This is a genomic window from Bradyrhizobium sp. P5_C12 (assembly GCF_054049735.1).
This window is the reverse complement of record NZ_JBFULU010000015.1, coordinates 69,645-94,958: the sequence shown is the minus strand read 5'-3', so window position 1 is coordinate 94,958 and position 25,314 is coordinate 69,645. Positions and strand designations below refer to the sequence as shown.

At 65.1% G+C, this 25,314-nt stretch carries 21 protein-coding genes; 8 read left to right on the top strand and 13 right to left on the bottom strand.

Annotated features, from left to right (window positions below):
• Positions 1-89 precede the first annotated feature (89 nt).
• Entirely contained in the window at positions 90-1,109 is a 1,020-nt protein-coding gene (locus ACXJMY_RS16090) for an AraC family transcriptional regulator (protein WP_456620308.1), read from the top strand.
• On the opposite strand, the gene ACXJMY_RS16085 is transcribed toward ACXJMY_RS16090, so the two are convergent.
• Positions 1,106-2,317 (bottom strand): NnrS family protein, encoded by a 1,212-nt coding sequence (locus tag ACXJMY_RS16085; protein ID WP_456620307.1) that lies wholly within the window; start codon positions 2,315-2,317, stop codon positions 1,106-1,108. The genes ACXJMY_RS16090 and ACXJMY_RS16085 overlap by 4 nt on opposite strands.
• A 137-nt stretch (positions 2,318-2,454) precedes the next feature.
• Here ACXJMY_RS16085 and ACXJMY_RS16080 point away from each other — a divergent pair, with 137 nt between their 5' ends.
• Positions 2,455-3,165, top strand: coding sequence for a Crp/Fnr family transcriptional regulator (locus ACXJMY_RS16080; protein ID WP_456620306.1), 711 nt, complete (start codon positions 2,455-2,457; stop codon positions 3,163-3,165).
• 116 nt (positions 3,166-3,281) lie between these two features.
• On the opposite strand, the gene ACXJMY_RS16075 is transcribed toward ACXJMY_RS16080, so the two are convergent.
• The 4 genes from ACXJMY_RS16075 to ACXJMY_RS16060 all read right to left on the bottom strand — a co-directional run bounded on the left by ACXJMY_RS16075 (position 3,282) and on the right by ACXJMY_RS16060 (position 6,834).
• The gene (locus ACXJMY_RS16075) at positions 3,282-3,479 is read right to left on the bottom strand and encodes a DUF1858 domain-containing protein (RefSeq protein WP_063701414.1); all 198 of its coding nucleotides are present in this window, start codon (positions 3,477-3,479) and stop codon (positions 3,282-3,284) included.
• Between the two features lie 132 nt (positions 3,480-3,611).
• The gene (gene hemN, locus ACXJMY_RS16070; RefSeq protein WP_456620305.1) at positions 3,612-4,964 is read right to left on the bottom strand and encodes an oxygen-independent coproporphyrinogen III oxidase; all 1,353 of its coding nucleotides are present in this window, start codon (positions 4,962-4,964) and stop codon (positions 3,612-3,614) included.
• A 496-nt stretch (positions 4,965-5,460) separates the two neighbouring features.
• Positions 5,461-6,111 carry a 3-oxoacid CoA-transferase subunit B gene (locus ACXJMY_RS16065; protein ID WP_456620304.1) on the bottom strand — a complete coding sequence of 217 codons (651 nt, stop codon included), beginning with the start codon at positions 6,109-6,111 and terminating at the stop codon, positions 5,461-5,463.
• 15 nt (positions 6,112-6,126) lie between these two features.
• On the bottom strand, positions 6,127-6,834 hold the full coding sequence (locus ACXJMY_RS16060; protein WP_456620303.1) for a CoA transferase subunit A: 708 nt from the start codon (positions 6,832-6,834) through the stop codon (positions 6,127-6,129).
• 303 nt (positions 6,835-7,137) lie between these two features.
• Here ACXJMY_RS16060 and ACXJMY_RS16055 point away from each other — a divergent pair, with 303 nt between their 5' ends.
• Positions 7,138-9,063 carry an AsmA family protein gene (locus ACXJMY_RS16055; RefSeq protein ID WP_456620362.1) on the top strand — a complete coding sequence of 642 codons (1,926 nt, stop codon included), beginning with the start codon at positions 7,138-7,140 and terminating at the stop codon, positions 9,061-9,063.
• 26 nt (positions 9,064-9,089) lie between these two features.
• On the opposite strand, the gene dctA is transcribed toward ACXJMY_RS16055, so the two are convergent.
• Together dctA and ACXJMY_RS16045 are read right to left on the bottom strand one after the other, a co-directional pair.
• Complete coding sequence (gene dctA, locus ACXJMY_RS16050; RefSeq protein WP_456620302.1) at positions 9,090-10,469, bottom strand: C4-dicarboxylate transporter DctA; 1,380 nt, start codon at positions 10,467-10,469, stop codon at positions 9,090-9,092.
• Positions 10,470-10,523: 54 nt separating this feature from the next.
• Positions 10,524-11,600, bottom strand: a complete 1,077-nt coding sequence (locus ACXJMY_RS16045; protein WP_456620301.1) for a 4-oxalomesaconate tautomerase — start codon at positions 11,598-11,600, stop codon at positions 10,524-10,526.
• A gap of 116 nt (positions 11,601-11,716) precedes the next feature.
• Between ACXJMY_RS16045 and ACXJMY_RS16040 the strand changes: the two genes are divergently transcribed.
• The 5 genes from ACXJMY_RS16040 to ACXJMY_RS16020 all read left to right on the top strand — a co-directional run bounded on the left by ACXJMY_RS16040 (position 11,717) and on the right by ACXJMY_RS16020 (position 17,510).
• On the top strand, positions 11,717-12,697 hold the full coding sequence (locus tag ACXJMY_RS16040; RefSeq protein ID WP_456620300.1) for a LysR substrate-binding domain-containing protein: 981 nt from the start codon (positions 11,717-11,719) through the stop codon (positions 12,695-12,697).
• Between the two features lie 397 nt (positions 12,698-13,094).
• Positions 13,095-14,480, top strand: a complete 1,386-nt coding sequence (locus ACXJMY_RS16035) for an ABC transporter substrate-binding protein (RefSeq protein WP_456620299.1) — start codon at positions 13,095-13,097, stop codon at positions 14,478-14,480.
• Positions 14,481-14,676: 196 nt separating this feature from the next.
• On the top strand, positions 14,677-15,549 hold the full coding sequence (locus tag ACXJMY_RS16030; RefSeq protein ID WP_456620298.1) for a carbohydrate ABC transporter permease: 873 nt from the start codon (positions 14,677-14,679) through the stop codon (positions 15,547-15,549).
• Entirely contained in the window at positions 15,546-16,412 is an 867-nt protein-coding gene (locus ACXJMY_RS16025) for a carbohydrate ABC transporter permease (protein WP_456620297.1), read from the top strand. Before ACXJMY_RS16030 ends, ACXJMY_RS16025 begins: the two co-directional genes overlap by 4 nt.
• Before the next feature lie 111 nt (positions 16,413-16,523).
• A complete protein-coding gene (locus tag ACXJMY_RS16020) occupies positions 16,524-17,510 on the top strand; it encodes a hypothetical protein (protein WP_456620296.1) in 987 nt (328 codons plus the stop codon).
• Here the strand turns inward: ACXJMY_RS16020 and ACXJMY_RS16015 are convergent, their stop codons facing one another.
• The 6 genes from ACXJMY_RS16015 to ACXJMY_RS15990 form a co-directional block, all read right to left on the bottom strand.
• Positions 17,511-19,538 (bottom strand): methyl-accepting chemotaxis protein, encoded by a 2,028-nt coding sequence (locus ACXJMY_RS16015; protein ID WP_456620295.1) that lies wholly within the window; start codon positions 19,536-19,538, stop codon positions 17,511-17,513. It lies immediately after the preceding gene.
• A 16-nt stretch (positions 19,539-19,554) separates the two neighbouring features.
• Positions 19,555-20,538: a TRAP transporter substrate-binding protein gene (locus ACXJMY_RS16010; protein ID WP_456620294.1), complete on the bottom strand. Its 984-nt coding sequence runs from the start codon at positions 20,536-20,538 to the stop codon at positions 19,555-19,557.
• Between the two features lie 103 nt (positions 20,539-20,641).
• Positions 20,642-21,454 (bottom strand): ABC transporter permease, encoded by an 813-nt coding sequence (locus ACXJMY_RS16005; protein ID WP_456620293.1) that lies wholly within the window; start codon positions 21,452-21,454, stop codon positions 20,642-20,644.
• Between the two features lie 4 nt (positions 21,455-21,458).
• Positions 21,459-22,373 carry an ABC transporter permease gene (locus tag ACXJMY_RS16000; RefSeq protein WP_456620292.1) on the bottom strand — a complete coding sequence of 305 codons (915 nt, stop codon included), beginning with the start codon at positions 22,371-22,373 and terminating at the stop codon, positions 21,459-21,461.
• Complete coding sequence (locus tag ACXJMY_RS15995; protein ID WP_456620291.1) at positions 22,370-23,536, bottom strand: ABC transporter ATP-binding protein; 1,167 nt, start codon at positions 23,534-23,536, stop codon at positions 22,370-22,372. The genes ACXJMY_RS16000 and ACXJMY_RS15995 overlap by 4 nt, the downstream gene beginning before the upstream one ends.
• Positions 23,537-23,717: 181 nt before the next feature.
• A complete protein-coding gene (locus ACXJMY_RS15990) occupies positions 23,718-25,178 on the bottom strand; it encodes a glycerol-3-phosphate dehydrogenase (protein WP_456620290.1) in 1,461 nt (486 codons plus the stop codon).
• Positions 25,179-25,314: the final 136 nt, after the last annotated feature.

Below are 25,314 nucleotides of genomic sequence, written 5' to 3'. Positions count from 1 at the left end.
TGTTCCGCGCTGTTCCCGGATTTGACGGATCGGGACAGAAACTTTACATTTCGGGACATCTGCGGGAATGGCTGGCAGGAACGGTTCGCATGACCGACCTCATTCGCAGCGCAGGCTTGAGCTATTATCCGGAGGTCGCCCGGTCGGTCGGGCTCGACCCCAAACAGATGATGCGCAAGGTCAGGCTGCCGCTGGCCTGCCTCGACAAGCCCGATACGCCCATTGCCGTCACAGGCCTTCGCCGCCTGCTGGAATTGTCGGCAGAGGCTTCCGGTGCCGAGGATTTCGGCTTGAGGCTCGCCGAGCGCGGCGGCCTGACCAATTTCGGCGCAGTCGGCCTGATCGTGCGCGAACAGGCCACCGTCGGCGAGGCGATCGAGGCGTTCTCGCGCTTCATCCATATCCATCACGACGGCATGCGGCTCGACGTCGCGCGCAGCAAGCAGACCGTGACCGTCACGCTGCATCTGCGCGGGCGGCAGCCGACCGCGCCGCGCCAGTCGATCGACATGGCGCTCGGCAGCGTCCACCGCATCATCCAGTCGCTGTTCGGCCAGGACTGGCGGCCACAGGAGGTGCACCTGCATTATCCGCCGCCGCACGACCGCAAGCGCTACCGCGAGTTCTACGGCTGCCGTGTGACCTTCAACGCGGAAGACGATGCGATCCTGTTGTCGGCGCACGACATGGAGCGCCGGATCCCGAGCGCACATCCCCTGATCGCGAGCTATCTGCGCAAGCGGATCGAGGCGATCGAGACCCGGCCGGCAAGCTGGGAGGAGAAGGTCGACGAGGTCGTGCGCATCCTGCTCGCAAGCGGCGACTGCACCGTCGAGCGGGTGGCCGAGCATCTCGCCTGCACCCGCCGCACCATCCACCGCCACCTCGCCGCATCAGGCACCAGCTTCTCGGCGATCCTCGACGCCCAGCGCGCCGATCTCGTGACCCAGCTGATCGACGACCCCGGCCGGCCGCTGGCGGATATCGCCGTGCAGCTCGGCTTCTCCGCGCAAAGCGCCATGGCGCGCTGGTTCCGAGGCCGCTTCGGCTGCACCATCACCGAATGGCGCAAGGGCACGCGGCCGCTGGAGAAGTCAGCCGCGGCCTAGCGCGCCGGCGCTGCCGCGCCCATCGTGGCGAGAGCGCGCCGGTGGCTGCCGGCGAGCAGCGGGCCGAAGGCAATCGCAAAGCCGAGGAACGCGGCGACCCAGCCGAGGGCCGCAACATGCAGCAGCACATCGCTTTGCCCCGGACACACCACCGCAGCGACGCGCGCCAGCGCCGCGACGATGATCGCAAGGTAGATGGCTTGCGTCGCGGGCGAGGCCGTCAATGCCTGTCCGGTATGGCCGAGGCTCGCACGCGTCATCACCGCGAGCGTCATGATGCCGGCCGCGCCCGCCATCCAGGCGTGAATGCCGGCACTCGGCGGCAGGGCGCCGAAGACGGCCAGGGCATGCAATAGGAAGCCGAGCGGCACGAAGGCATAGCCGACGTGGAGGATCAGGAGCAGCCGTTCGCCCGCAGTGCGGTCGCCGGCCCAGCGCGAAAACCGCACCAGATGCAGCGCGCCGACAAGCGCCATCGCGACACCGGTGACCACATTCAGCGGCGCTGCGATCCATGAGATGAGCGCCAGCGCGCTGCATGCGATCACCGCGCCGTCAAAACGTCCGAACGGCACCGGCAGGCGGCCTGGATTGAACTTGACCAGCCAGTTGCGGGTGAAGCTCGGAATGATGCGGCCGCCGATCAGCGCGATCAGCAGCACGACCACGCCGATGCCGACGCGGATGCTGACATCGGCAGCGCCGTCATCATGCGCCTCCAGATGAAAGGCGACATTGCCGGCGAGCAGCACCAGCACAAGCACCACCACGGGCAGATTGCGCCAGTTGCCGCCCGCGATGATCTCGCGGGTTGCGGCGGCGACGACCAGCGCCAGGAAGGCAGCATCGACGGCAAGCGCAAACGCCCAGCCGATGTCGGCAGACAGGGTCACCGCGACGCGCCCGGCGAGCCAGACCATCAGCAGCGCCCCGAGCGACGTGCCCTGGATCGGCAGCCGGCCGGTCCAGTTCGGGATCGCCGTGAACAGAAATCCCGTGATCACCGCCGGCAGGAAGCCATAGAGCATCTCGTGGACGTGCCAGTCGCGCGGCGCAAAAGCCGATGTCACCGACAGTTCGCCATAGAACGTCGGCAGCCAGGCCAGGATCGAGAGCGCGGCCTGGATCGCGGCCAGCAGGAAGAAGGGCCGAAAGCTGTTCGCAAACAGCGGCCAGCCCTCAAAATTGCGGGATCGGGCACCAGCCATGGGGCACTCCAGTGAAATCGGACCGTTACATGGAAAAATACTGCCGTCCGGCCGGCCCGCTTTGCGCTATCGCAAACTGCCGGACGATTGCAGGTGCCATCACACTCCCGAGCGCTGCGCCAGGGAGGCAGAGCAGAATGGCCAAGGTCGACACATCGCTGGTTGCGCATTTGCCGCTGTTTGCGGAGATCAAGCCGGAAGACCGCGAGGAGATCCTGCGCGAGGCCCGCTCGGTGCGTTATCCGAAGAACAGCGCGATCTTCGAGCAGGGCGCGGACGCGCAGTCGTTCTTCCTGCTGCTGCACGGCCATGTCCGCGCGGCCAAGACCACGCCGACCGGCGAGCAGATCGTGGTGCGCTATGTCGCGCCCGGCGAGACCTTCGGGCTCGCGATGGCGATCGGCCTTGCGCAGTACCCGGCGACCGCGACCGCCGTCGACGACAGCGTCGTCCTGATCTGGCCGACCGCCGCCTGGCCGCGGCTGGCCGATCGATTTCCGGCGCTCGCCACCAACACGCTTCAGACCGTCGGGGCGCGGCTCCAGGAGAGCCACACCCGCATCCTGGAAATGTCGACCCAACAGGTCGAGCAGCGTGTCGCGCATGCGCTGCTGCGGCTCGCCAAACAATCCGGCAAGAAGCTCGATCAGGGCATCGAGATCGACTTCCCGATCAGCCGCCAGGACATCGCGCAGATGACCGGCACGACGTTGCACACCGTGAGCCGCATCCTGAGCAGCTGGGAGCAGCAGGGACTCGTCGAGAGCGGCCGCCAGCGCATCATCCTGCGTGAGCCGCACAAGATCGTCGTGCTGACGGAGCAGAACCCGGACCGCGGCGCGGCGTGAAGGCCGTCTTGCCGCGCCTCCTCCGCCTCAGACGATAGGGTGAGGGGCGCTTCCGCTTACGGCGAAAACTCTCCCTCACCCGGGAATCCGCGCGCCCAGCGCGAATTCCAACCCCCTCATGCCGGCACGCAATCGCACAGCGCGGCGAGGAACTTGTCGCGGTCGATGCCATGCTCGCGGCAGGCATCGTCCACCGTGTGGAAGGTTGCGATCGGACAACCGACGCAGGCCATCCGGAAGGCGAGAAACACGCGGATCGTATGCGGCGCCGTGCGCATGATGTCATCGACCAGATCGTCGGATCGGAAAGGCATGGATAACTCCGTTCCGATCAGACGGTAGCGGAGCGAGCGGTGACCTCTTTGTCGAAGCGCAAGCTGGCGCAAAATCCTCTCCGTCATTCCGGGGCGCGCCTCTTGGCGCGAGCCCGGAATGACGGAGAGAAACTACACCGCGCGGCTGTGCAGCTGCTTCGCGCCGTCGAGATGCGCATCGAACGCGGCTGCAACGCTGCGCACCAGGAAGCGGGAGTCCTTGGCCACCGCGATCCGGTCGCCGTCGAGCTTGACGACGCCGTCGGAGATCAGCGCCTTCAGCCGTGGTGCCGATGTCAGCATCGCCTCGGGCTCTGCGCCGTGTCGCGCGCAGATGTCGCCGAGATCGGCGCCGAACTCGCACATGATGCGTTCGATGATGTCGGCGCGCAGCCGGTCGTCGTCGGTGAGCCCATAGCCCTTCGCCGTGGCCAGGCGGCCGGCAGCGACGTTTTGCGCATAGGCGCCGGTCTGCACCTCGTTCTGGACATAGCCCTGCGGCAGATGCCCGATCGCGCTGGCGCCGAAGCCGAGCAGGACCGCGCTGTTGTCGGTCGTGTATCCCTGAAAATTGCGCCGCAGCGTCCGCTCCTCGTAGGCCACGGCCATGGAATCGTCGGGCCGCGCGAAATGGTCGAGCCCGATCTGCACATAGCCGGCCTCCTTCAGCGCGTTGGCGATCGCACAGGCCTGGTCGTGGCGCGCCAGGCTGTCGGGCAGGAAACCCTTGCCGATCATGCGCTGGTGCTTCTTGAAGCTCGGCACGTGCGCATAGCCGAACACCGAGAAACGGTCGGGCGCGAGCGCGAGGGCGCGCCGCACGGTGTCAAGACAGGAAGCGACAGTCTGGTGCGGCAGGCCGTAGATGAGGTCAAAGTTGATCCCCTTGATGCCGGCGCCCCTGAGCATGCCGACGACGGAGGCCGTCTGCTCGAAACTCTGCACCCGGTTGATCGCACGTTGCACGACGGGATCGAAGCTCTGCACCCCGAGGCTCGCGCGGTTGACACCGGAGAGCCGCATGGCCTCGACCATGCCGGCGGTCAGCGTCCGCGGGTCGATCTCGATCGCGATCTCCGCGGAAGGCAGCACGAAGAACGCGCGGCGAATCGCCGCCATCAACTCGGCAAAAGCCTCCGGCGCCATAATCGTCGGCGTACCGCCGCCAAAATGGATGTGCTCGACCTTGATGCGGCGACCGATGGTCTCAGACACCTGCGCGATCTCGCTGCGCAGCGTCCGCTGATAGGCCGCGATGAGCTCGTCGCGGCGGACGATCTGGGTATGACAGCCGCAATACCAGCACATCTCGCGACAGAACGGCACGTGCAGATAGAGCGAGGCGCTGGTGCCGGCAGCAAGCTCGGCCAGCCACCCGGCGTAAGCCTCGGGGCCGATCGCCGGCGAGAAATGCGGCGCGGTCGGATAGCTCGTGTAGCGCGGCAGACGTTCCTCGCCGTAGCTCGCTGCGAGATCAGTCCTCATGTCTTACCCATTCGTAAATTCATGCCGCGCAAGTCGCGGCAGGTCCCGGATGGCATTGGACTACCCGTTTATGGGGAGATGACTTTGCGCTCGCTCAAAGTCCCGGCGCCGGGTTTGGCCGATGATGGCGTTGCTCGCGCGACCTCTCGGTCATTGCGAGCGCAGCGAAGCAATCCAGAATCGTTTCGCGGAGACAGGCTGGATTGCTTCGTCGCAAGGGCTCCTCGCAACGACGATGTGGAGGCAGTCCGCCCCAAACCCTCAATGTCGTCCTGGCGAAAGCCAGGACCCATTATCCCAGGGAGAAGTTTGGCGAAGGCTCGTCGTTCGGGATGAGCACCACCCGCACGCGATAGACCTCGCGGTATGGGTCCTGGCCTTCGCCAGGACGACACCGAGAATGTGGTGGCGCCCTACTGGCTCGCATCCCCACATGATCAAACGAAAATGGCCGGGACGAAGGCCCGGCCATTCACGATGATTCGCGACCGCGATCTCAGGTGTTCGTCAGCGCGACGCGGAATTCGGCTTCGGTCTTGGCCTTGACCTCGTCGAGCGAGACGCCGTCGGCGAGCTCGATCAGGGCCATGCCGCCGTCGCCGTGCTTGTCGATGGTGAAGACGGCGAGATCGGTGACGACCATGTCGACCACCCGCTCGCCGGTCAGCGGCAAATTGCACTTCTTGAGCAGCTTGGCGCCGTCCTTGGCGGAATGCTCCATCACCACCACGACGCGCTTGACGCCGGCGACGAGGTCCATCGCGCCGCCCATGCCCTTGACCATCTTGCCGGGGATCATCCAGTTGGCGAGATCGCCGTTCTGGGCCACCTGCATGGCGCCGAGGATCGACAGGTCCATGTGGCCGCCGCGGATCATGCCGAAGGAATCGGCCGAGGAGAAATAGGAGGTCGAGGGCAGCTCGCTGACGGTCTGCTTGCCGGCGTTGATGAGATCGGCGTCCACCTCGTCCTCATAGGGGAACGGTCCCATGCCGAGCATGCCGTTCTCGCTCTGGAGGCTGACATCGACCCCGTCGGGAATGTAGTTCGAGACCAGCGTCGGGATGCCGATGCCGAGATTGACGTAATAGCCGTCGCGCAGTTCCTTGGCGGCGCGCGCAGCCATCTGTTCACGGGTCCAGGCCATGTGGCTCTCCTGATCTTAAGCGGCGGTGCGCGGGCGAGTGTTGCGGAATTCGATGCGCTTCTTGGCCGTACCGACCTCGACGATGCGCTTCACGAAGATGCCGGGCGTGTGGATGTGGTCGGGATTGAGTTCGCCGGCCGGAACCAGATGCTCGACCTCGGCCACCGTGACCTTGGCGGCGGTCGCCATCATCGGGTTAAAATTGCGCGCGGTCTTGCGGTAGATCAGGTTGCCGGCGGTGTCGCCCTTCCAGGCATGGACGATGGCGAGGTCGGCGAACAGGCCGCGCTCCATCAGGTACTTCTCGCCGTCGAACTCCTTCACTTCCTTGCCTTCGGCGATCAGCGTGCCGACACCGGTCTTGGTGTAGAAGGCCGGAATGCCGGCGCCGCCGGCGCGGATGCGCTCGGCCAGCGTGCCCTGCGGATTGAATTCGAGTTCCAGCTCGCCGGCGAGGAATTGCTGGGCGAACAGCTTGTTCTCGCCGACATAGGACGAGATCATCTTCTTGATCTGGCGGGTTTCCAACAGGCGGCTGAGCCCGATGCCGTCGACGCCGGCATTGTTGGAGACCACCGTCAGGCCCTTGACGCCGGACTCGCGGATCGCATCCGACAGCGCCTCGGCGATGCCGCAGAGGCCGAAGCCGCCCGACATGATCATCATGCCGTCCTTGAGAACGCCCTCAAGCGCCGACTTGGCGTCGGGATAGACCTTGTTCATGCAAAAACCCTCGACTGAACCTTCGGCTTGCAGGCGTCGCGCCTTATTGGCGGCGATTATTAGGCGAAATCGTCCGAGGCCGTCAATCATACGGGGTTCTCCGCCCCGCGGCCCGGTGATAGAAGCTGCCCACGCCGTGGGCAAACCCGCCCCCGGCCTTGAAAGCGACAAGAAAACCCATCAAGTTGCGCGACTTAACATAACAGGACTTGTAACTTAACAAGGCTTGGGCGTGGGCGCGCAGGTTTCCCGGTCCGCCCGTCTGGCTCCAACGACCAACCCGATCAGGACATGCCATTGACCATGGCCCAAGGAATGAAGCGCCTCGGGACGCCGATCGCGGCGCTGCTCGGCGTGGCGCTGATCGCCCTGATCGCGACCTCCTGGCTCATCAACCGCGACGCGCTGCGCAAGGCGGTGGAAGCGCAGATCCGCGCCGTCACCGGGCTCGAGCTCAGTGTCGCAGGCAGCATCGACATCTCGGTGCTGCCGGCGAGCTACATCTCGTTCCACGACGTCGGCCTGAAGGGTGGCGGCACCAGCGACCCCGCGCTCCATGTCGACGTGCTCACCGCCAATCTGCGGCTGCTGCCCCTGCTGCTGCAAAGGTTCGAGATCGCCGACCTGACGCTGCTGCGGCCGCGCATCCATGTCAGCCTGAAGCCGGACGGCGAGAGCAACTGGACGCCCTTCATCCAGACCATTGCGCGCACCATGAAGCCCGGCGCCGAAAATCAGGTCTCGTTCTCCGAGATCAGGATCCAGGACGGCGTGCTCAATTACGAGGACGCCGCAACGCACGCCACCGAGCATTTCGACGATATCGACCTGTCGCTGGCGTGGCCCTCGATCTCGCGCTCTTTTGCCGCGACCGGGCAGTTCGACTGGCGCGGCGAGCGCGTCGACGGATCGATCAGCTTTTCCGATTTCGTAGCGGCCCTCTCCGGCGACCGCTCGGGATTGAAGGCGCGGATCGCCAGCGCGCCGCTCAAGCTCGCCTTCGACGGCAGCGTCGCCAACCGCACCAGCCCGATGATGGAAGGCACCCTCACCATCGACAGCCCGTCCTTGCGCAACGCGCTGCGCTGGACCGGCCAGCCGCAGCCCGGCAGCGGCGGCTTCGGCCGCTTCGCGCTGAAGGCACGCGCCAATGTCGTGGGCGCCTCGATCGCGCTCACCAACGTCAATGTCGAGCTCGACGGCAATGCCGCCGAGGGCGTGATGACCTACGCCAATAACGGCCGGCAGACGCTCCAGGCCACGCTCGCCGCCGACGCGCTCGACTTCACGCCCTATATCTCGACCTTCCGCCTGCTCGCGAGCGGCGCGCGGGACTGGAACAGGCAGCTGTTCGACCTGAATGGACTGTCGACCACCGACCTCGACATGCGCCTGTCGGCGGCGCGGCTGACGGTCGGGCCGTCGAAACTCGGCCGCACCGCGATCGGCGCGAGTTTGCGCAACGGCACGCTGGCGCTCTCGGTCGGCGAGGCTCAGGTCTATGGCGGCATCGCCAAGGGCTCGTTCGGCATCGCGCGCTCCGACACGGTCGCCGACGTCAAGGCGCAATTCCAGTTCATCGATGTCGATCTCCAGGCCTGCGCCTCCGAACTGTTCGGCATCAACAAGCTGTCCGGCCGCGGCACCATCAACGTGTCGCTCGTCGCCTCCGGGTCGAGCCCGTTCGGCCTCGTGCAGTCGCTCGACGGCAGCGCCCACGTGACCGGCCACGACGGCGCGATCGCGGGCTTCAACGCCGAGCAGCTCCTGAAGCGGCTGGAGCGCCGGCCGCTGTCGGGCGGCGGCAATTTCCGCAACGGCTCGACCCCCTACGATAATCTCACCATCGCGGTGAAATTCGCCGACGGGATCGCGACCGCCGAGGACATCCGCGTCGAGGGACCTGCCGCGAAGATCACGATGACCGGCACCGCCTCGGTACCGACGCGCGAATACGACATGAAGGGCGTGGCGAGCCTCAACAGCGCGTCGGGCTTCGAATTGCCCTTCGTGGTGCAGGGTCCCTGGGACGATCCCCTGATCTTCCCCGATCCGGAAAGCCTGATCCGCCGCTCGCCGGCCTCGGCCCCCCTGCTCGACATGCTGAAGGACCGCAAGGGCGGCGACGCAGTGCGCTCCGCGATCGAGCGCATCACCGGTGGCGGCAAGCGCCCCGCGCCGGAATCGCCCACGGCGGAGAACGCCAAAGAGGGCGCGAAGTCCAACTAGGGTGATTGGCGTCGCTCTCTTCGGGTTCAAGCGGCCGATTGCGTCGTCGAAATCCAGCCCTCGTTCTCCTGCACCACTGTTGCTCCGCCGATCGCCGTCCCCGCCGCGACCTCGCGCGTGAGGCTCTGCCCCAGTTCACGGGCCAATACCTCGCGATCACAGGCATCCTCCCACAGCGAAATGGTGATGGCCGCGACACAATTGCTGATCATGCTGGTCAGCGCCCGCGCCTCCGACATGAAGCGGTCGATGCCGACGAGCAGCGCCACGCCGGTCACGGGCAGATCCGGCATGACGGAGAGGGTCGCGACAAGCGCAACGAAGCCGCTGCCGGTGACACCTGCCGCCCCTTTGGACGTCAACAGCATCAGTCCGAGCATCGCCGCGATCTGCCCCCACGACAGATGAATGTCGCAGGCTTGCGCGATGAAGATGGACGCCAGGGTGAGGTAAATGGCGCTGCCGTCCAGATTGAAGGAATAGCCCATCGGCAACACGAGCCCTGACACGCCTTTCCGGCATCCGAGCTGCTCCAGCTTGCGCAGCGCGCCCGGCAGCGCCGGCTCCGACGACGACGTGCCGAGCACGATCAGCAGCTCTTCCTTGAAGTAGCGGATCGTCTTCCACAGGCTGAAGCCGTTCAGCCGCGCCAGCGTCCCAAGCACGACGACAACGAAGACCGAGCAGGCGATATAGAAGGTCAGAATCAGCAGTCCGAGCGAGCCGATCGATCGGATGCCGTAGCGCCCCACGGTGAACGCCATGGCCCCAAAGGCGCCGAGCGGAGCGAGCTTCATGATGAAGCCGAAGGACACAAACAGCACTTGTGAGAACGACTCGACCGCCTTCGTCACCACAACGCCGCCATCGCCGGTGCGGCTCAGGCCAAAGGCGATCAGGATGGAGACGAGCAACACCGGCAGCACTTCGCCATCGGCGAACGCTCCAAAGAAGGAGTGCGGGATGATGTGCAGCATGAAGTCCGCAAATCCGGTCGCACCTGCCTGCTTGGTAAATTTCGCGGCCACCGACGGATCCAGCGTATTGACGGACACATGCATGCCAACGCCCGGCTGGATCAGTGACACGGCGATCAGCCCGGCCAGCAACGCGAGCACGGTCAGCAGGTAGAACAGCGCCATGGATTTCACCAGCGTGCGGCCGACCTCGCGGGAATCGCTGATGCTGTTGATGCCGCTCACGATGGTGCAGAACACGATCGGCGCGATCATCATCTTGACCAGCTTGACGAAGCCGTCGCCAAAGGGCTTCAGCGCGGCGCCGAATTCGGGCCAGAAATGGCCCGTGAGGACACCCAGCATGAGACCGATCAGCACCTGGACGTAGAGAATACGGTAGAATGGCTTTCGCGGCTCGCTGCTCGCGGACCCAGCTGGCGCTCGCATCTGCATTCTCGTTTCTCCCTTGTGTTATTCTTGCGGTTTAAGAGCAGTCCGGCTTCAGGCCGCCAGCACCAAATCAGGCACGTGCGATCGACGGGCGAAGACGTGGCCCTCGAAGATTCGGCGGGCCGTCCGCAGCACCCGGGCAACCGGGCCGGGCTCCAGCCGAACCACGAGCTGGCCGGAGGGATGGGCGAGGGTGATCGGCACCGGCGGCGCCAATGGTCCGACCATCTCTGCCGCGATCGTCCCGGGCGTGACGCACGCCGTCGCGATCGCGACAGCGCCGGTCACCGCCAGCGCGTTATGGCAGTCATGCGGCATGAAATACCTGGTGTTCAACGTCGCCTCGCCTCCGCGCGCAATCAGAACCGGCTTCGGAATCACCATTGTCGCGGAATTTGGAAAGCCCATCCGGCGGCCGGCCTCGATGCGCAGAGTTTCGAGACGCGCGCGAAAGCCGCCGTCGGCGAAGTCGGAGGGAGCCTCACGGCCGGTCCACCCCAGATCCGCCGCGCGGACCAGCATGACGGGCATCGCCGCGTCGATGCAGGTCACATCGATCCCTTCGATGCGATCGACCGGTCGTCCGGTGGGCAGGAGACGACCAGTGCGTGCGCCGGCCGCGTTGGGGAACGACAGCTCGATCGGCGCGGCCGTTCCCGGTACGCCGTCGATCCGCGCCTCACCGTCGTAAGTCACGCGCCCTGCGGGGGTCGGAACGGTCGCGTCAATCAGCTTGCCGGTGTTGACATTGTGAATCCGCACATGGGTGCGATCCGCGGCGGCGGCGGCGACCAGGCCGGCTTCGATTGCGAATGGCCCCACCCCCGCGAGCATGTTTCCGCAGTTCGGGGAGGTATCGACGATGCCTTCACGAACACGCACTTGGGCGAACAGGTAGTCGACATCGGCGCCTGGCACCGATGCCGGTCCAACGATCGCGACCTTGTTGATAACGGCATTGCCGCCGCCGATCCCGTCGATTCCAAGATCGTGCCCCCCTCCCATCACAGATAGCAGGATCGCGTCGCGCAGTTTGGGGTCGGCCGGAAGGTCGCGGGCCAGGAAGAACGGCCCGCGCGAGGTGCCCCCGCGCATGACTACACAGGGAATGGCAATCTGATCGTTCATGGTGCTGTTCCGTTCGCGACAACTTCGCTCGATCCGGAGCATCCCTCGACCGAACTCTTTTGTGAAATGCAAATATCTGATGTATTATTCCGATTATCGATACAATGGAGCGTGCCATGAACGCAGAACTTCTCGACCTCAAGGCGTTCATCACCGTGGCGGAGACGGGAAGCTTCGTCCGCACTGCCAGGGCGCTGAACCTGTCGCAGCCGGCGCTGAGCCGACGTATTCAGAAGCTGGAAGAAAGTCTCGGTGCGCCGCTGCTCGAACGCTCGACGCGTCACGTCAATCTCACCATGACCGGCCGTGATTTCCTGCCGAAGGTGCGCCGCCTCATCGACGAGTTCGAAACCTCGGTGCTCGCCATCCACGATATCGGCGCGCGAAGTTCGGGCCTCGTCTCGGTGGCTGCGGTGCCGACAGCGGTGTTCTATTTCCTGCCGCGCGCGATCGGCCGGTTTGCCGAAACGTATCCACGCATTCGCATCCGGATTCTGGACATCGGTGCCAATGAGGGATTGGAAGCGGTCGCGCGCGGAGAAGCCGACTTCGGCATCAATTTCATCGGTGCGTCGCATGCCGAGATCGAATTCGAGAAACTGGTTGAAGATCCCTTCGTCCTGGCCTGCCGCCATGATCATCCGTTGGCGTCGCGCAAACAGGTCAGCTGGTCGGAGATCGTGTCGCACCGGGTCATCACCGTCGGTCGCAACAGCGGCAATCGCGCGCTGATCGACAATGCGCTGGCGCGACACGGCCTGCAGCTGAACTGGTCTTATGAAGTCGCTCACCTCTCCGGTTCGCTTGGCCTCGTCGAAGCGGGACTCGGCATCGCCGTGCTTCCGAGGCTCGCGACGCCGGCGGCCGGTCACCCCATCATTCACACCGTTCGTTTGATCGAGCCGGAAGTGTCGCGGACGATCGGAATCGTGCGCAGGCACGGGGCGACGCTATCTCCCCACGCGAGCCAGTTTCTCAAGATGCTCCTCGAGGCGTGGCACACGCCTTCCGGGGCGCGCGGGCAAGACAAGCCGAAGCCCCGATCCGCTCAGGCCAGTTCGAACGCCGTTTCGGCGGGCCTGAAGAGGAAACGCTGATAGCTCGGCAGCGCAGCGCTGCAAGACCGTTCCCCTGTCGAACCGGAAGTTCCTCGGATCAGCCCCGCCGTGTTTTCAGAGGCATTTGGGTCCTCCGGCCGCAGCACCGTGGTGTGGCCGGCCGACTGCGTTGCGTTCAGTCCTCATACCGCTTACAAAGCCGGGCTTCGCCAGTCGCGAGCAGGTACGGATGCACATGGTCAGGCGATCAGAACGCAGAACCCGAATTGATTGCCGCGAATTGATGCAGCGATTGGATCGATGCGCACCTTAAGCACATCTCCTCCGGTGCAAGGCCCACGACCTAGGTCTGACAAGATGCCGCTAGATCGGCTCACCGCCATGCGCTAGTGTTTTACCCGACCGGTTAAACACCGGCGGCTTGAGGGAGAAAAACGTGAAATCCAAGGTTATTGGCGCAGTATCACTGGCGGTCGCTGCGGTCGGGCTGTTTGCGGCCACTGCACCCGCCTTTGCGCAGCAGAAGACGATTACGGTCTGGTGGGGCAAGGGCTTTTATCGGTCCGAAGACGACGCGCTGATCGAGACGATCAAGAAGTTCGAAGCCAAGACCGGCATCAAGGTCGAATTGTCGCAGTACGCGATCCAGGACATGATTCCGAAGACGGTCGCTGCGCTCGATGCCGGCACCGTGCCCGATGTCGCCTATTCCGACTCGTATGACGTTCAGGCGCAGGGCAAGTGGGCCTATGAGGGCAAGCTCGAGGATCTGTCCGACGTCATGGAGCCGATCAAGGATCGCTTCGTGCAGAACACGCTGGATGCGTCGATCCTCTATAACGACGTCACCAAGAAGAAGGCCTATTACGGCTTCCCGCTGAAGCAGCAGAGCATGCATGTCGAGATCTGGAACGACATGCTGGAGAAGGCCGGCTTCAAGCTCGCCGACATCCCGACCGACTGGGAAGGCTACTGGACGTTCTGGTGCGACAAGGTGCAGCCGGCGATCCGCAAGGCCAGCGGCCAGCGTATCTACGGCGTCGGCCAGCCGATGGGCGTGGAATCCACCGACGCCTTCCAGTCGTTCTACACCTTCATGGACGCCTATCACGTCAAGCTGGTCGACGACGACGGCAAGCTCCTGGTCGACGATCCCAAGGTTCGCGAGAACCTGATCAAGGCGATGAAGGACTACACCGACACCTACATCAAGGGTTGCACGCCGCCCTCGTCCACGACCTGGAAGGATCCGGACAACAACGTCGCCTTCCACAACAAGACGATCGTGATGACCCACAATTTCACGATCTCGATCGCGGCGAAGTGGTTCGAGGATTCGCAGAACCAGGCGCTGACGCCCGAACAGCGCGAGGCCGGCAAGAAGGCCTATGAGCAGGACATCGTCACCGCCTCTTTCCCGAAGGCGCCCGACGGGTCGACCATCCGCTACCGCTCCGACGTCAAGACCGGGCTGGTCTTCACCGCGGCCAAGAACAAGGCCGAGGCCAAGCAGTTCATCAGCTTCCTGCTCCAGGAGGAGAACGTCCGCCCCTATATCGAGGGCGCGCTCGGCCGCTGGTTCCCGGTGACCAAGGAAAGCCAGGCCAGCCCGTTCTGGCAGGCCGACAAGCACCGCAAGGCGGTCTACGCCCAGTTCACCGGCGGCACCGCCGCGTTCGACTTCACCAAGAACTGGAAGTTCACGATCCTCAACAACGAGAACGTGTGGGCCAAGGCGATGAACCGGGTCGTCAGCGAGAAGGTTCCGGTCGACAAGGCCGTCGACGAGCTGATCGTCCGCATCAAGCAGGTCGCGGGTTGAACTGTATCCCACCCTCTCCCCGTTCTTCACGGGGAGAGGGTGGGGTGAGGGGCTCTATCCACGAGTAATGCTCGCGGTGAGTCCTGTACCCCCTCACCCGGAGTGCTCAGGACGATGCTTCGCATCGCCGAGAGCACTCCGACCTCTCCCCGCAAGCGGGGAGAGGTATAAGATTTGAGAGAAGAGTCCGAAAAGAATGGCGATTACGCTCTCTGGCGATCAGGCACTTCCCGCGCCGCCTCTGTCGTCGCGGCTGACCCCGGCGCAGGCCTGGGGCATCGCGCTGCTCGCACCCTATCTGCTCGTCTTCCTCGCCTTCGTCGTCTATCCCGTCTGCTACGGGTTATGGCTGGCGCGCGCTCCGGCGAACTATGTCGCGCTGTATAATGACCCGATCTTCGCGCGTGCCGCGGTCAACACGCTGATCTTCCTGGTCATCGGCATCAACATCAAGATGCTGATCGCGCTGTTCCTGTCCGGCTTCTTCGCGCAGCAGCGCACCTGGATCAAATGGCTCTCGGTGATCTTCATCCTGCCCTGGGCGGTGCCGTCGATCCCGACCATCCTGTCGGTGCGCTTCATGCTCAATCCCGAATGGGGCGTGATCAACCACTTGATCTTCTCCTTCACCGGCGATGACGGCCCGAACTGGCTGAACGACCCGACCGTGGCACTCACCATGGCGATCGGCGTGCACATCTGGAAGTCSYTGCCGTTCTGGACGCTGATCCTGATCACCGGCCGCCTCGCGATCTCCCACGATCTGTTCGAAGCCGCCGAGGTCGATGGCGCGAGCTGGTGGCAGAAATTCCGCTACATCACGTGGCCGTCGATGCAGACCCTCTATATCACCTGCACGCTGCTCTCGATGATCTGGACGCTCGGGGACTTCAACAGCGTCTATCTGCTGACCGGCGGGGGACCCGCCGACCTCACGCACGTGCTGGCGACGCTCGGCATCCGCTATCTCCGGCTCGACCAGCTCTCGCTCGCGATGGCCTCCATCGTCTGCGCGATGCCGTTCGTCCTGCCGCTCGTGTACTTCATGATGAAACGGTTGTCGCGATGAAGCTTCCCGGCGTAAGTGAATTTTCCTGGCGCGACGTCGCGACCGAAGCGCGGCTGCTGCTGATCGGCATTCCCGTCTTCATCTGGACGATGGTGCCGATCTATCACATGTTCCTGTTCGCGATCTCTCCGAAGGAGGACGCGTTCTCCGGCAAGCTGTGGCCGGACCATCCTACGCTGCACAACTTCGAGATCGTGTTCAAGCAGCAGCACTATTTCCTGCGCGACTTCTACATTCAGTTCTGGAATTCGCTGGTGATCGCCGCCTCGGTCGGTGTGCTGACGCTGTTCATCGCCACCGCGGCGGCATTCTCGATCTCGCGGCTGCGCGTGCCCGGCGGACGCATCGTGATGAACCTGGCGCTCTTCACCTATTTCATCCCCGCGGCGTTCCTCGCCGTGCCGATGTACCGCACCATGGGCAATTACGGCCTGCTCAACAATCACTGGGCGCTGATCCTCGCCATGGTCACGATCGCTTCGCCCTATGCGATCTGGGTGCTGAAGCAGGCCTCCGACAAGCTGCCGGTCGAGCTCGACGAGGCCGCCGTGATGGACGGCGCCACCACGCTCCAGATCTTCCGCCTGGTCTACCTGCCGCTGATGATGCCTTCGCTGGTCGCGATCGGCACCTATGCGGTGCTGCTCGCCTGGAACGAATATCTCTACGCCTTCCTGCTGCTCTCGAACGACCGCGAGATCACGCTCCCCGTGGCGCTCGGCAACTTCCTCGCCGCCGACGATTCACCCTGGGAGCTGCTGATGACGACCGGTTTCATCTACGCGCTGCCGCCGGCCGCGATCTACTACGCCTTCCGCCGCTACATGGTGGGCGGGCTCACGGCGGGTGCGGTGAAGTCGTGACGCAATAGGACGGATCGGGACGCCGCAAGCAGGGCGTACGAGCGGCAACGTGGACAATTGCGGGTTGTCCGCGCCTGCTCTAACTTCGAGCCCTGTCAAGGGCTCGTCATCATGCGCGGCAACGACGCGATCCATCTCGGCCTGATGCTGCTGGCGCTCGCGGCGGCCTATCTGGTGCCGTTCGAGCTGCTGCTGCTGGCCTATGTCGTGCTCGGCCCGGCGCATTATTTCACCGAGATCTCGTGGCTGCACGACCGCAGCTACTATCTGCCTCACCGCGGGATTGCCGCTGTCCTGGCGATCGTCGCCGTGGTCGCGGCCCTGATCGACAACGCGTCGTGGTTCGGCTTTGCGATGTGGGGCGCGCTGGTCGTCTGCGCCATGCTGGCGGCGACCGTCTCGACGATCGAGAGCATGCTGCTGTTCATGGTCGCGATCGCATTGTCCGCGATCATGTATTCGAGCGGGTCGTCACTCGCCGTCATCGGCATCCTGATCCCGACCCTGATCCACGTCTCGCTGTTCACGCTGATCTTCATGGTGCTCGGCGCTCACAGGTCGGGCAGTCGCGTCCAGGCCGCGCTGGTGGTGGTCTACCTCGTCGCAATCGCCACGATCCTGCTGCTGCCGCCGACCGCCGAAATCCGGATCTCGAGCTTTGCCCGCGTCGGGCAGGACTATTTCGGCAATGTCGGCCCGGCCCTGGGCCGGCTGTTCGGGATGCCCGGCCTCGTGCTCGACACCAGGCTGACCAGCCTGCTCGCCTTCGTCTACACCTATCACTACCTCAACTGGTTCATCAAAGCCGACGTGATCCGCTGGACCGCGGTGCCGAAGGCGCGGCTCGCGGCGATGGCCGCCGCCAGCGCCGCATCCACCGCGCTGTACTTCTACGACTACGCGTTCGGCTTCACCTTCCTGCTGGCGCTGAGCCTGATCCACATCCTGCTGGAGTTTCCGCTCGACAGCCTGGCGCTGCGGCAACTCGGATCCGCTGTCCAGGGCGCAGTGCGCGCGCGATACGCGGGCCCCGTTGCGGCCGCCGCGACGCGGTCGCGTTCGGCAAAAGCCCCGAAACGAGCGCCCCGGTCGCGCTGATCATCCCGCCTTGCGCACGGTCTGCAGAAACTCTGCAACATCTTTCTTGAGCGCGCGTGCCTGACCCTGCAATGCCGAGGCGGCCGTCAGTGCGGCTTCAGCGCCGGCATCGGTCTCGCCGGCCACGGTGCGGACGGCGCCGATCTGGTCGGTCACGGCCGCTGTGCCGTTCGCGGCCTGCTCGACATTGCGCGCGATCTCGCTGGTTGCCGCCCCCTGCTCCTCGACGGCTGAGGCAATCGTCGTCGCGATCTCCGTCATCTCGGCGATGGTTCTGCCGATCTGGCCGATCGCAGCGACGGACTGTCCGGTCGAGCCCTGGATCTCGGCGACGAGGCCTGCGATCTCCTCGGTGGCGCGCGCGGTCTGGGTTGCAAGGCTCTTTACTTCGTTGGCGACCACGGCAAAGCCCTTGCCGGCATCGCCGGCCCGCGCCGACTCGATCGTGGCATTGAGCGCCAGGAGGTTGGGCTGGCTCGCGATCGCCTGGATCAGTTGGACCACCGTACCGATCCGCTCGGCTGAATCCGACAGCGCGCGCATCAGCGCCTCGGTACGCGACGCTTCGCCCTTCGCCTGATCCGACACCGATACGGAGCGCGAGACCTGGCTCGAAATCTCCTTGATCGAGGCGGCGAGCTGATGCGTCGCGGCCGCAACGGTCTGCACATTCGAGGACGCCTGGGCCGATGTCGCGGCGACCTGCTCGGCAAGCGAGCGACCGCGCTCGGCGATACGGGCGAGACTTCCGGCGCTCTGTCCCATCTCCTCGGCACGGCTTGAGACGCCGCCAATGACGCCCTCCATACCGCGATCGAAGCGGTCGGCAAGCTGAGCCATCATCGACGCACGTTCTGTCTCGGCTGCGGCACGCTGCGCGGCAGCGTCCTGCTCCATGCGCCGGACGGTCTGCGCGCTCTGGCGGAACACCTCGACCGCTCCGGCCATATGACCAATTTCGTCGCCACGCTCGCCGCCCGGGATCGCCTCATCGAGCTCACCCGCCGCAAGGCTCTGCATGCGCAAGGTCATCTGGCCGATTGGACGCGACACGCTGCGTCCGATCAGCCAGGCCAGCAACGCGCCCAGGACGAGCGCGAACGCGGCCACCGTGAACACGAGATTGCGGGTTTGATCGACCGATCCAGCCGTCAGCCGGCTCTGCTCGGTGCGCATCGCGCCGAGGGCCCGGCTGATCTCGGCCGCCTTGGCGTCGATCGCGCTGCTGGATTTGACGAGATCGGCCTGCGCCTTGCGCAGCTCGCCGATCGCGGCAGCAAGCTCCGTCAGCGTTGTCGATTGATCAGCAAGCACCTTCTTCAGGGCCGCGATCAGATTCTTCAATCGCGACGCCTCGACATCGGCGATCTCCGCCTCACTATCGGCCACCGCGGCCAGCGCATAGCCGATCGTCAGCCCGGCATCGTCGGCGTCGACCTGGGCCTGGGTGATGGTGAAGCGCAGCATCGAAACACGTATCGCATCCACCGTGCCGGCCAGGCGCAGCGGCTGGAGCAGACGGTCGGGCTGGTTGGCGAGCGTCACATTGATCGCACCGACGGCGAGGCCCGCCGAGGCGCCGAGCGCCTCGCTCTTGGTGCTCGCGTTGCGCAGACGATCGACGGCGGCGGCGACCGCCGTGAAGGATTTTCGATAGGTACCGAGCGCGTCCACCAGCGCGCTCCGGCCGGCGGCAATCGCAGGAAGGCGGGCGAATTGCTGGTCGACCTGATCGAAGGTCTGGCCAAAGCCGTCGATCGCCTTCATGGCGCTATCGCGGTCGCCCAGATTGCGCGTCCGGATGAATTTCTCGACGGTGACGTTCGACGAGAGTAGCGCGGCATGCACCCTCGCCATGCCGGCATCACCATCCGCACTGGTGACGAGCTCTCCGACGGTGCCGCCGATCTCGGACAGTCGCAGGACGGCGAGCAGGGCCAGCACGCAGAGGAAACCCAGGACCAGCGCGAAGCCGCCGAAGATGCGCGGGCGGATACCGATGCGCGACAGGAGCAATGACAGGTTCATGATGTTTCCCGGAGAATTACGGCGTAGCCCGGATCCGGGCGAGCAGATCCTTGCCGAAGCGCTTCTCGAATTCGGGTTCCAGGGGCTTCACGGCATCGATGAAGGGCTGGCGATCGACCTTCTCGATGATCTCCATGCCGCCCTTGCGCAGCTCCTCCAGCTTCTTCGTCTCCTCCGCGACGCCACTCTGCCAGGTCGCCTCCGCACCGGCCTTGGCTGCGGCGATGATGGCGGCCTGGTCGGCGGGCTTCAGGGCCTGGAACACGTCGCGATTGGCGACGAAGGCGATCGGCGCGAAGAAATGCCCTGTCAGGCTCGCATATTTCTGCACTTCCTCGAGATGGCTGGCGGCGATCGTCATGACCGGGTTCTCCTGCCCGTCGATGCGGCCGTCCTTCAGCGCGGAATACACCAGCGTGAACTCCATCGGCACGACCTCGGCGCCCAGCGCCTTGAAGGTCATCTGATAAACCTCGTTCGGCAGGACGCGGATCTTCAACCCTTTGAGGTCTGAGGGCGAATGAATCGGCCGTTTCGAATTGGTGACGTTGCGAAAGCCCTGCTTGCCGATCGCGAGCAGCACCAACCCCTTGTCGGCGAAATGCTTGGCGAACAGGGCGCCAACCGGCCCATCCGCAACCGCCTTGGCTTGCGCGGCATCGCGGAACAGGAACGGCACGTCGAAGACGCCGAATTCCGGAACGGCGGAGCTGACCACCGAGCCCGACAGAGTCGCCATGTCGACCACACCACTGCGCATGGCGGCAAGGATCGCCGTCTCACTGCCCATCGCGTTGCCGGCGCGTTCATCGAGGATGATACGACCCTGTGCGATCTCAGCGAGCTTGCGGCGAAATTGGTCAGAGCCAATCTGCTGCGGCGACTGCGGCGAACCGTTGTACACCAGCGACACCATCTGCGTCGCGCCAGCCGACGGCCGAACGGCCAGACAGAACAACGCCAGGACAGTGCTGGCCACACCAATATAAAGCCGCCTCATCGTCCCTCTTCCCCAAGCGGCGCGACGATAACGAGATAAGCTATATGAATTGTTAACCTAGATTCCAGYGGTGCCCAAGCACCGCACACGGCGCGTCGGACGACTACAACGGCGCCGCGCTCTCGCCCTGCGAGCTCGACAGTTTCGAGGCGAGCGAGGCGATGACGATGACGACCGCGATCAAAGCGATCACCAGCGTGCAGATCGCGTTGATCTCGGGCTTCACGCCCAGCCGCACCTCGGAATAGATCCGGATCGGCAAGGTCGCCGAGCCGGGGCCGGTGGTGAAGCTCGCGATCACGAGGTCATCGAGCGACAGCGTGAAAGCCAGCATCCAGCCCGCGACGATTGCGGGTGCGATTAGCGGCAGCGTGACGGCCACGAAGGCGCGGACGGGATCGCAGCCGAGGTCCATCGCCGCCTCCTCCAGCGACCGGTCGAGCGAGCCCAGGCGCGACTGCACCACAACAGCGACGAAGCACATCGTCAGCGTGGTGTGGGCGATCGTCACCGTCCAGAAGCCGCGCTCGGCGTTCAGCGCCACGAACAGCAGCAGCAGCGACAATCCGGTGATCACCTCCGGCATCACCAGGGGCGCATAGAGCATGCCGGAGAACAGCGTGCGGCCGCGAAAGCGCTCGCCGCGCGATAGCGCGACGGCCGCCAGCGTGCCGAGCAGCGTGGCGATGCTCGCGGAGGAGACGGCGACCTTGAGGCTCATCCAGGCCGCCTCGATCATGGCGCGGTCGTTGAAGAACTCGTGATACCAGCGCAGCGACCAGCCGCCCCACACCGTCACCAGCCGCGAGGCGTTGAAGGAATAGATGACGAGAATGAGGATCGGCAGATAGAGGAACGCCAGCCCCAGCGCCAGCGAGGCGATGTTGAAGCGGGACAGGCGGGAGAGCTTGCGCATCGCCTCAGCGCCCCTGTTCCAGTTGCCGCTTCTGCAGCCGTTCGTACAGCAACAGCGGCACCAGCAGCACCACAAGGAGAATGATCGCCGCAGCGGAGGCGACCGGCCAGTCCTTGTTGGTGAAGAATTCGAGCCACAGGGTCTGGCCGATCATCAGCGAATTTGAACCGGCCAAAAGGTCCGGAATGACGAACTCGCCGACAATGGGAATGAAGCAGAGCAGCACGCCCGCGCCGACGCCGGGCAGCGACAACGGGAAAGTCACGAGCCAGAACACCTGCCATGGCGGCGCGCCGAGGTCGGAGGCGGCCTCTTCCAGCGCCGGCTCCATCTTGGCGAGCGTGGCATAGAGCGGCAGGATCATGAACGGCAGATAGGAATAGACGATGCCGATATACATCGCGCTGTCGGTGGAGAGCCACACCACCGGCTGGCTGACCAGATGCAGCGCCAGCAGGATCTGATTGAGCAGGCCGTCGTGCTGGAGGATGTTGATCCAGGCGTAGATCCGGATCAGGAACGAGGTCCAGAACGGCACGATCACCAGCACCATCGCCACCGCCTGCCAACGCTTTGGCAGCCGCGCCATGCCATAGGCGATGGGATAGCCGATCAGGAGCAACAGCGCGGTCGCGGTGACCGCGACGGTGAGGCTGCGCACATAGGCGAACACATAGATGTCGTCGGAGACGAGCAGCTTGAAATTGTCGATCGACAGCGCGGTGAAGGAAGCCTTGAGCGACACCCATCCCGCGGCCAGGTCGAACACCGGCTCGTAGGGCGGCTGCGCGATCGCCGTCTGCGACAGGCTGATCTTCAGCACGAAGCCGAACGGCACCAGGAAGAGCAGCACCATCCAGACATAGGGCGCGATCGCGGCGAAGCGCGCCGGTCGCGCGAAGATGCGGCGCGAACTCATGGCGGCAGCACCACGCAATCGTCGGGCGTGAACCAGGCCACGACGTGCTGGTTCAGGCTATAGGCGTCGACGTCGAGGCGCGCGCTGTTGGCCACGGAGGCCTGCACCATCCCGCCGGTATCGAGCTTCACCTTGTAGGTGGTGGTGCCGCCGAGATAGCAGATGTCCGCGACCACGCCGTCCAGCCGGTTGATTGCCGTCTCGCGACCGGCCTCGCTCACCGGGCCGCGGCGCGACAGCTTGACCTTCTCGGGACGGATCGCGACCGACAATTTTCCCGCGCCGACCGGCTCGCGCGGCTCGGCCACCACCAGCGTACCCGCATCACGCGTGCCGATGACCAGACGATGGCCGTCGCGCAATCTGGACTCGGCGTCGAACAGATTGATGTCGCCGACGAACTCCGCGATCCAGCGCGAGCGCGGCGCTTCATAGAGTTCGCGGGGGCCAGCGACCTGGGCGAGCTTGCCGGCCTTCATCACCCCGATCCGGCTCGCCATCGTCATCGCCTCTTCCTGATCGTGGGTGACGATGATGAAGGTCATGCCGAGCCGGCGCTGCAGCTCCATCAGCTCGCCTTGCGTGCTTTCGCGCAACTTCTTGTCGAGGGCCGCGAGCGGCTCGTCGAGCAGCAGAAGTTGCGGCCGGCGCGCCAGTGCACGGGCCAGCGCGACGCGCTGGCGCTGACCGCCGGAGAGCTGGTCGGGCTTGCGCTTTTCCAGTCCTTCGAGCTTCACCAGCGCGACCATCTCCGCAACGCGGGTGGCGATGTCGGCGCACGCCATGCCGGCGCGCCTCAGGCCGAAGGCGATGTTGTCGCGCACCGAAAGATGCGGAAACAGCGCGTAGTTCTGGAACATCATGTTGATCGGGCGCTCATGCGGCAGCGCCTGCGCGATGTCCTTGCCGCCGAGCAGGATGCGCCCCTCGTCCGGCGCCTCGAAGCCGGCGAGCATGCGGAGCAGCGTGGTCTTGCCGCAGCCGCTGGGGCCAAGCAGCGCAAAGAACTCACCGGCCTTGATGTCGAGCGAGACGCCGTCGACAGCCCGGAACGTCCCGAACGTCTTTGCCACGCCCTCGATGCGCAGCAACGGCTGGCCCGCCGCGGAAAGCGCATCTCCGCGGGCCGCATCCGCGTCTGTTCTGGGCAACTCGTCAGTCATGGTCCCTGCCAACCCCGATTCCGTCGCACGCTAGCGGCCGATCGGCCTTTGCTCAACCGGTTCGGGGTAACTTCCATTGCAGCCCCGTAGCCCGGATGGAGCGGAGCGTAATCCGGGGGCAGTACAGCAGCGGTGAGACTTTCCCAGATTGCGCTTCGCTCCATCCGGGCTACGCCTCCGCCTAGCTCACACCCGCCATGAACGCGGCCAGCGCGTCACGGTCCGCCGCCGGCATCGTCAGCCCGAGCTTGGAGCGGCGCCACAGGATGTCGTCGGGGAAGCGAGCCCATTCGTGGTTCATCAGATAGCGCACTTCGGCGCCAGCCAGTTCGGGGCCGAAGGCCGGGCCGAGCTCGTCACGGGTCTTCGCCTCGCCCAGCACCGCCGGCAATCGCGAGCCGTAGGCCCCGACCAGGCGTTGCGCCTCTGGCTCCGACAGAAAGCGCCAGCGGTCGCGCGCGAGGTCGACCTCGGTGTCGAAACGATCCCAGGCGAAATCTCCGCCGGGCAGCGCGGCGCCGGCGGTCCAGAGCGGCGACATCGGATAGAACGGCGTCAGCCGCGTCACCGCCTGCTCCGCGCGCAGGCGCGAGGTGGTGACGTCGCCGCCGAACATCGTGATCAGCGGCGCCTTGCGCCTTCGCGCGTGGAACAGCGTGGTGCCGTCGCGCCGGCGCGCCGATGGCGGCGTCAGGTTGACGCCGGAGACCGTCCGCACCACGTCGGTCGGCGCGACGCGCTCGCGGAAATAGCGGCTCGCTGCTTCGCAGAGATAGCTGACATCGGCACCCGGCATCGCGACGATCGCCGGATCGCCGGTGAAAGCACGTGTGATCGTGCCGATCAGCGTGAAATCGCGCTCGAACGGGCTTGCGAAGATCAGCCGCCCGTCGTTGTTCTGGAAGACATAGACGTTGTCGGTGTCGAACAGCCGCGGAACGACGATCTGGCTCATCTGCATGGCCGCCATCGGGGGCGCAGGCTGCCGCAACACGGTCTCCGCGACCATCGAGGTCCAGCCGCCCGTCGCATTGGCCAGCGCACGGGTCGTGATCACCCGGCGATGGCCGCGATCGACCACCGCGAGCCGCCAGATATCGTCCCGATCCGCCCGCACGCAACGCGCCCCGGTCCGGATTGCGGCGCCGCGTTCGGCGGCATCCAGCGCCGTGAGAACCAACAGGCGGGAATCGTCGACCACGCAATCCGAATATTCAAAGGCGATGCCGAACGGACGCTTCAAGGCGTCGCCGACCGGATGATGCGTGATGTCGAGGGTCGTCGATGCCGGCAGTCCGCTCCGGTTCGTGAGGCCGTCATAGACGAACAGTCCGGCGCGCAGCAGCCATGGCGGACGCTCGTCGGAATGCGCGGGGATCACGAAGCGCATCGGCCGAACCAGATGCGGTGCGATCCGGAGCCAGGTCCGGCGCTCGGACAAGGCCCGTCGCACCCGCCAGAAGCCGCGGCGTTCCAGCACCGACAGATCGCCATGGATCAGCCGCGGCGTCGCCGACGACGCGGCGCCGCCGAGATCGCCCTGCTCGACCAGGATGACCCGCAGGCCGCGGCCGGCGGCATCACGCGCCAGGCTGACACCGTTCAGGCCGCCGCCGATGATCGCAAGGTCGTAATCCGCCATGAAGCCGTCGAGGGAGTGCGAAAGGAAGCGCTCCCATCACTAGAGCCATTTCCGTTCCGATGGAATCGGAACGGGGCTCCAGATTCTTGTTTGACGCGCTTTCTTTGCGCGAACCGGCATCCAACTCGCTCGAAAA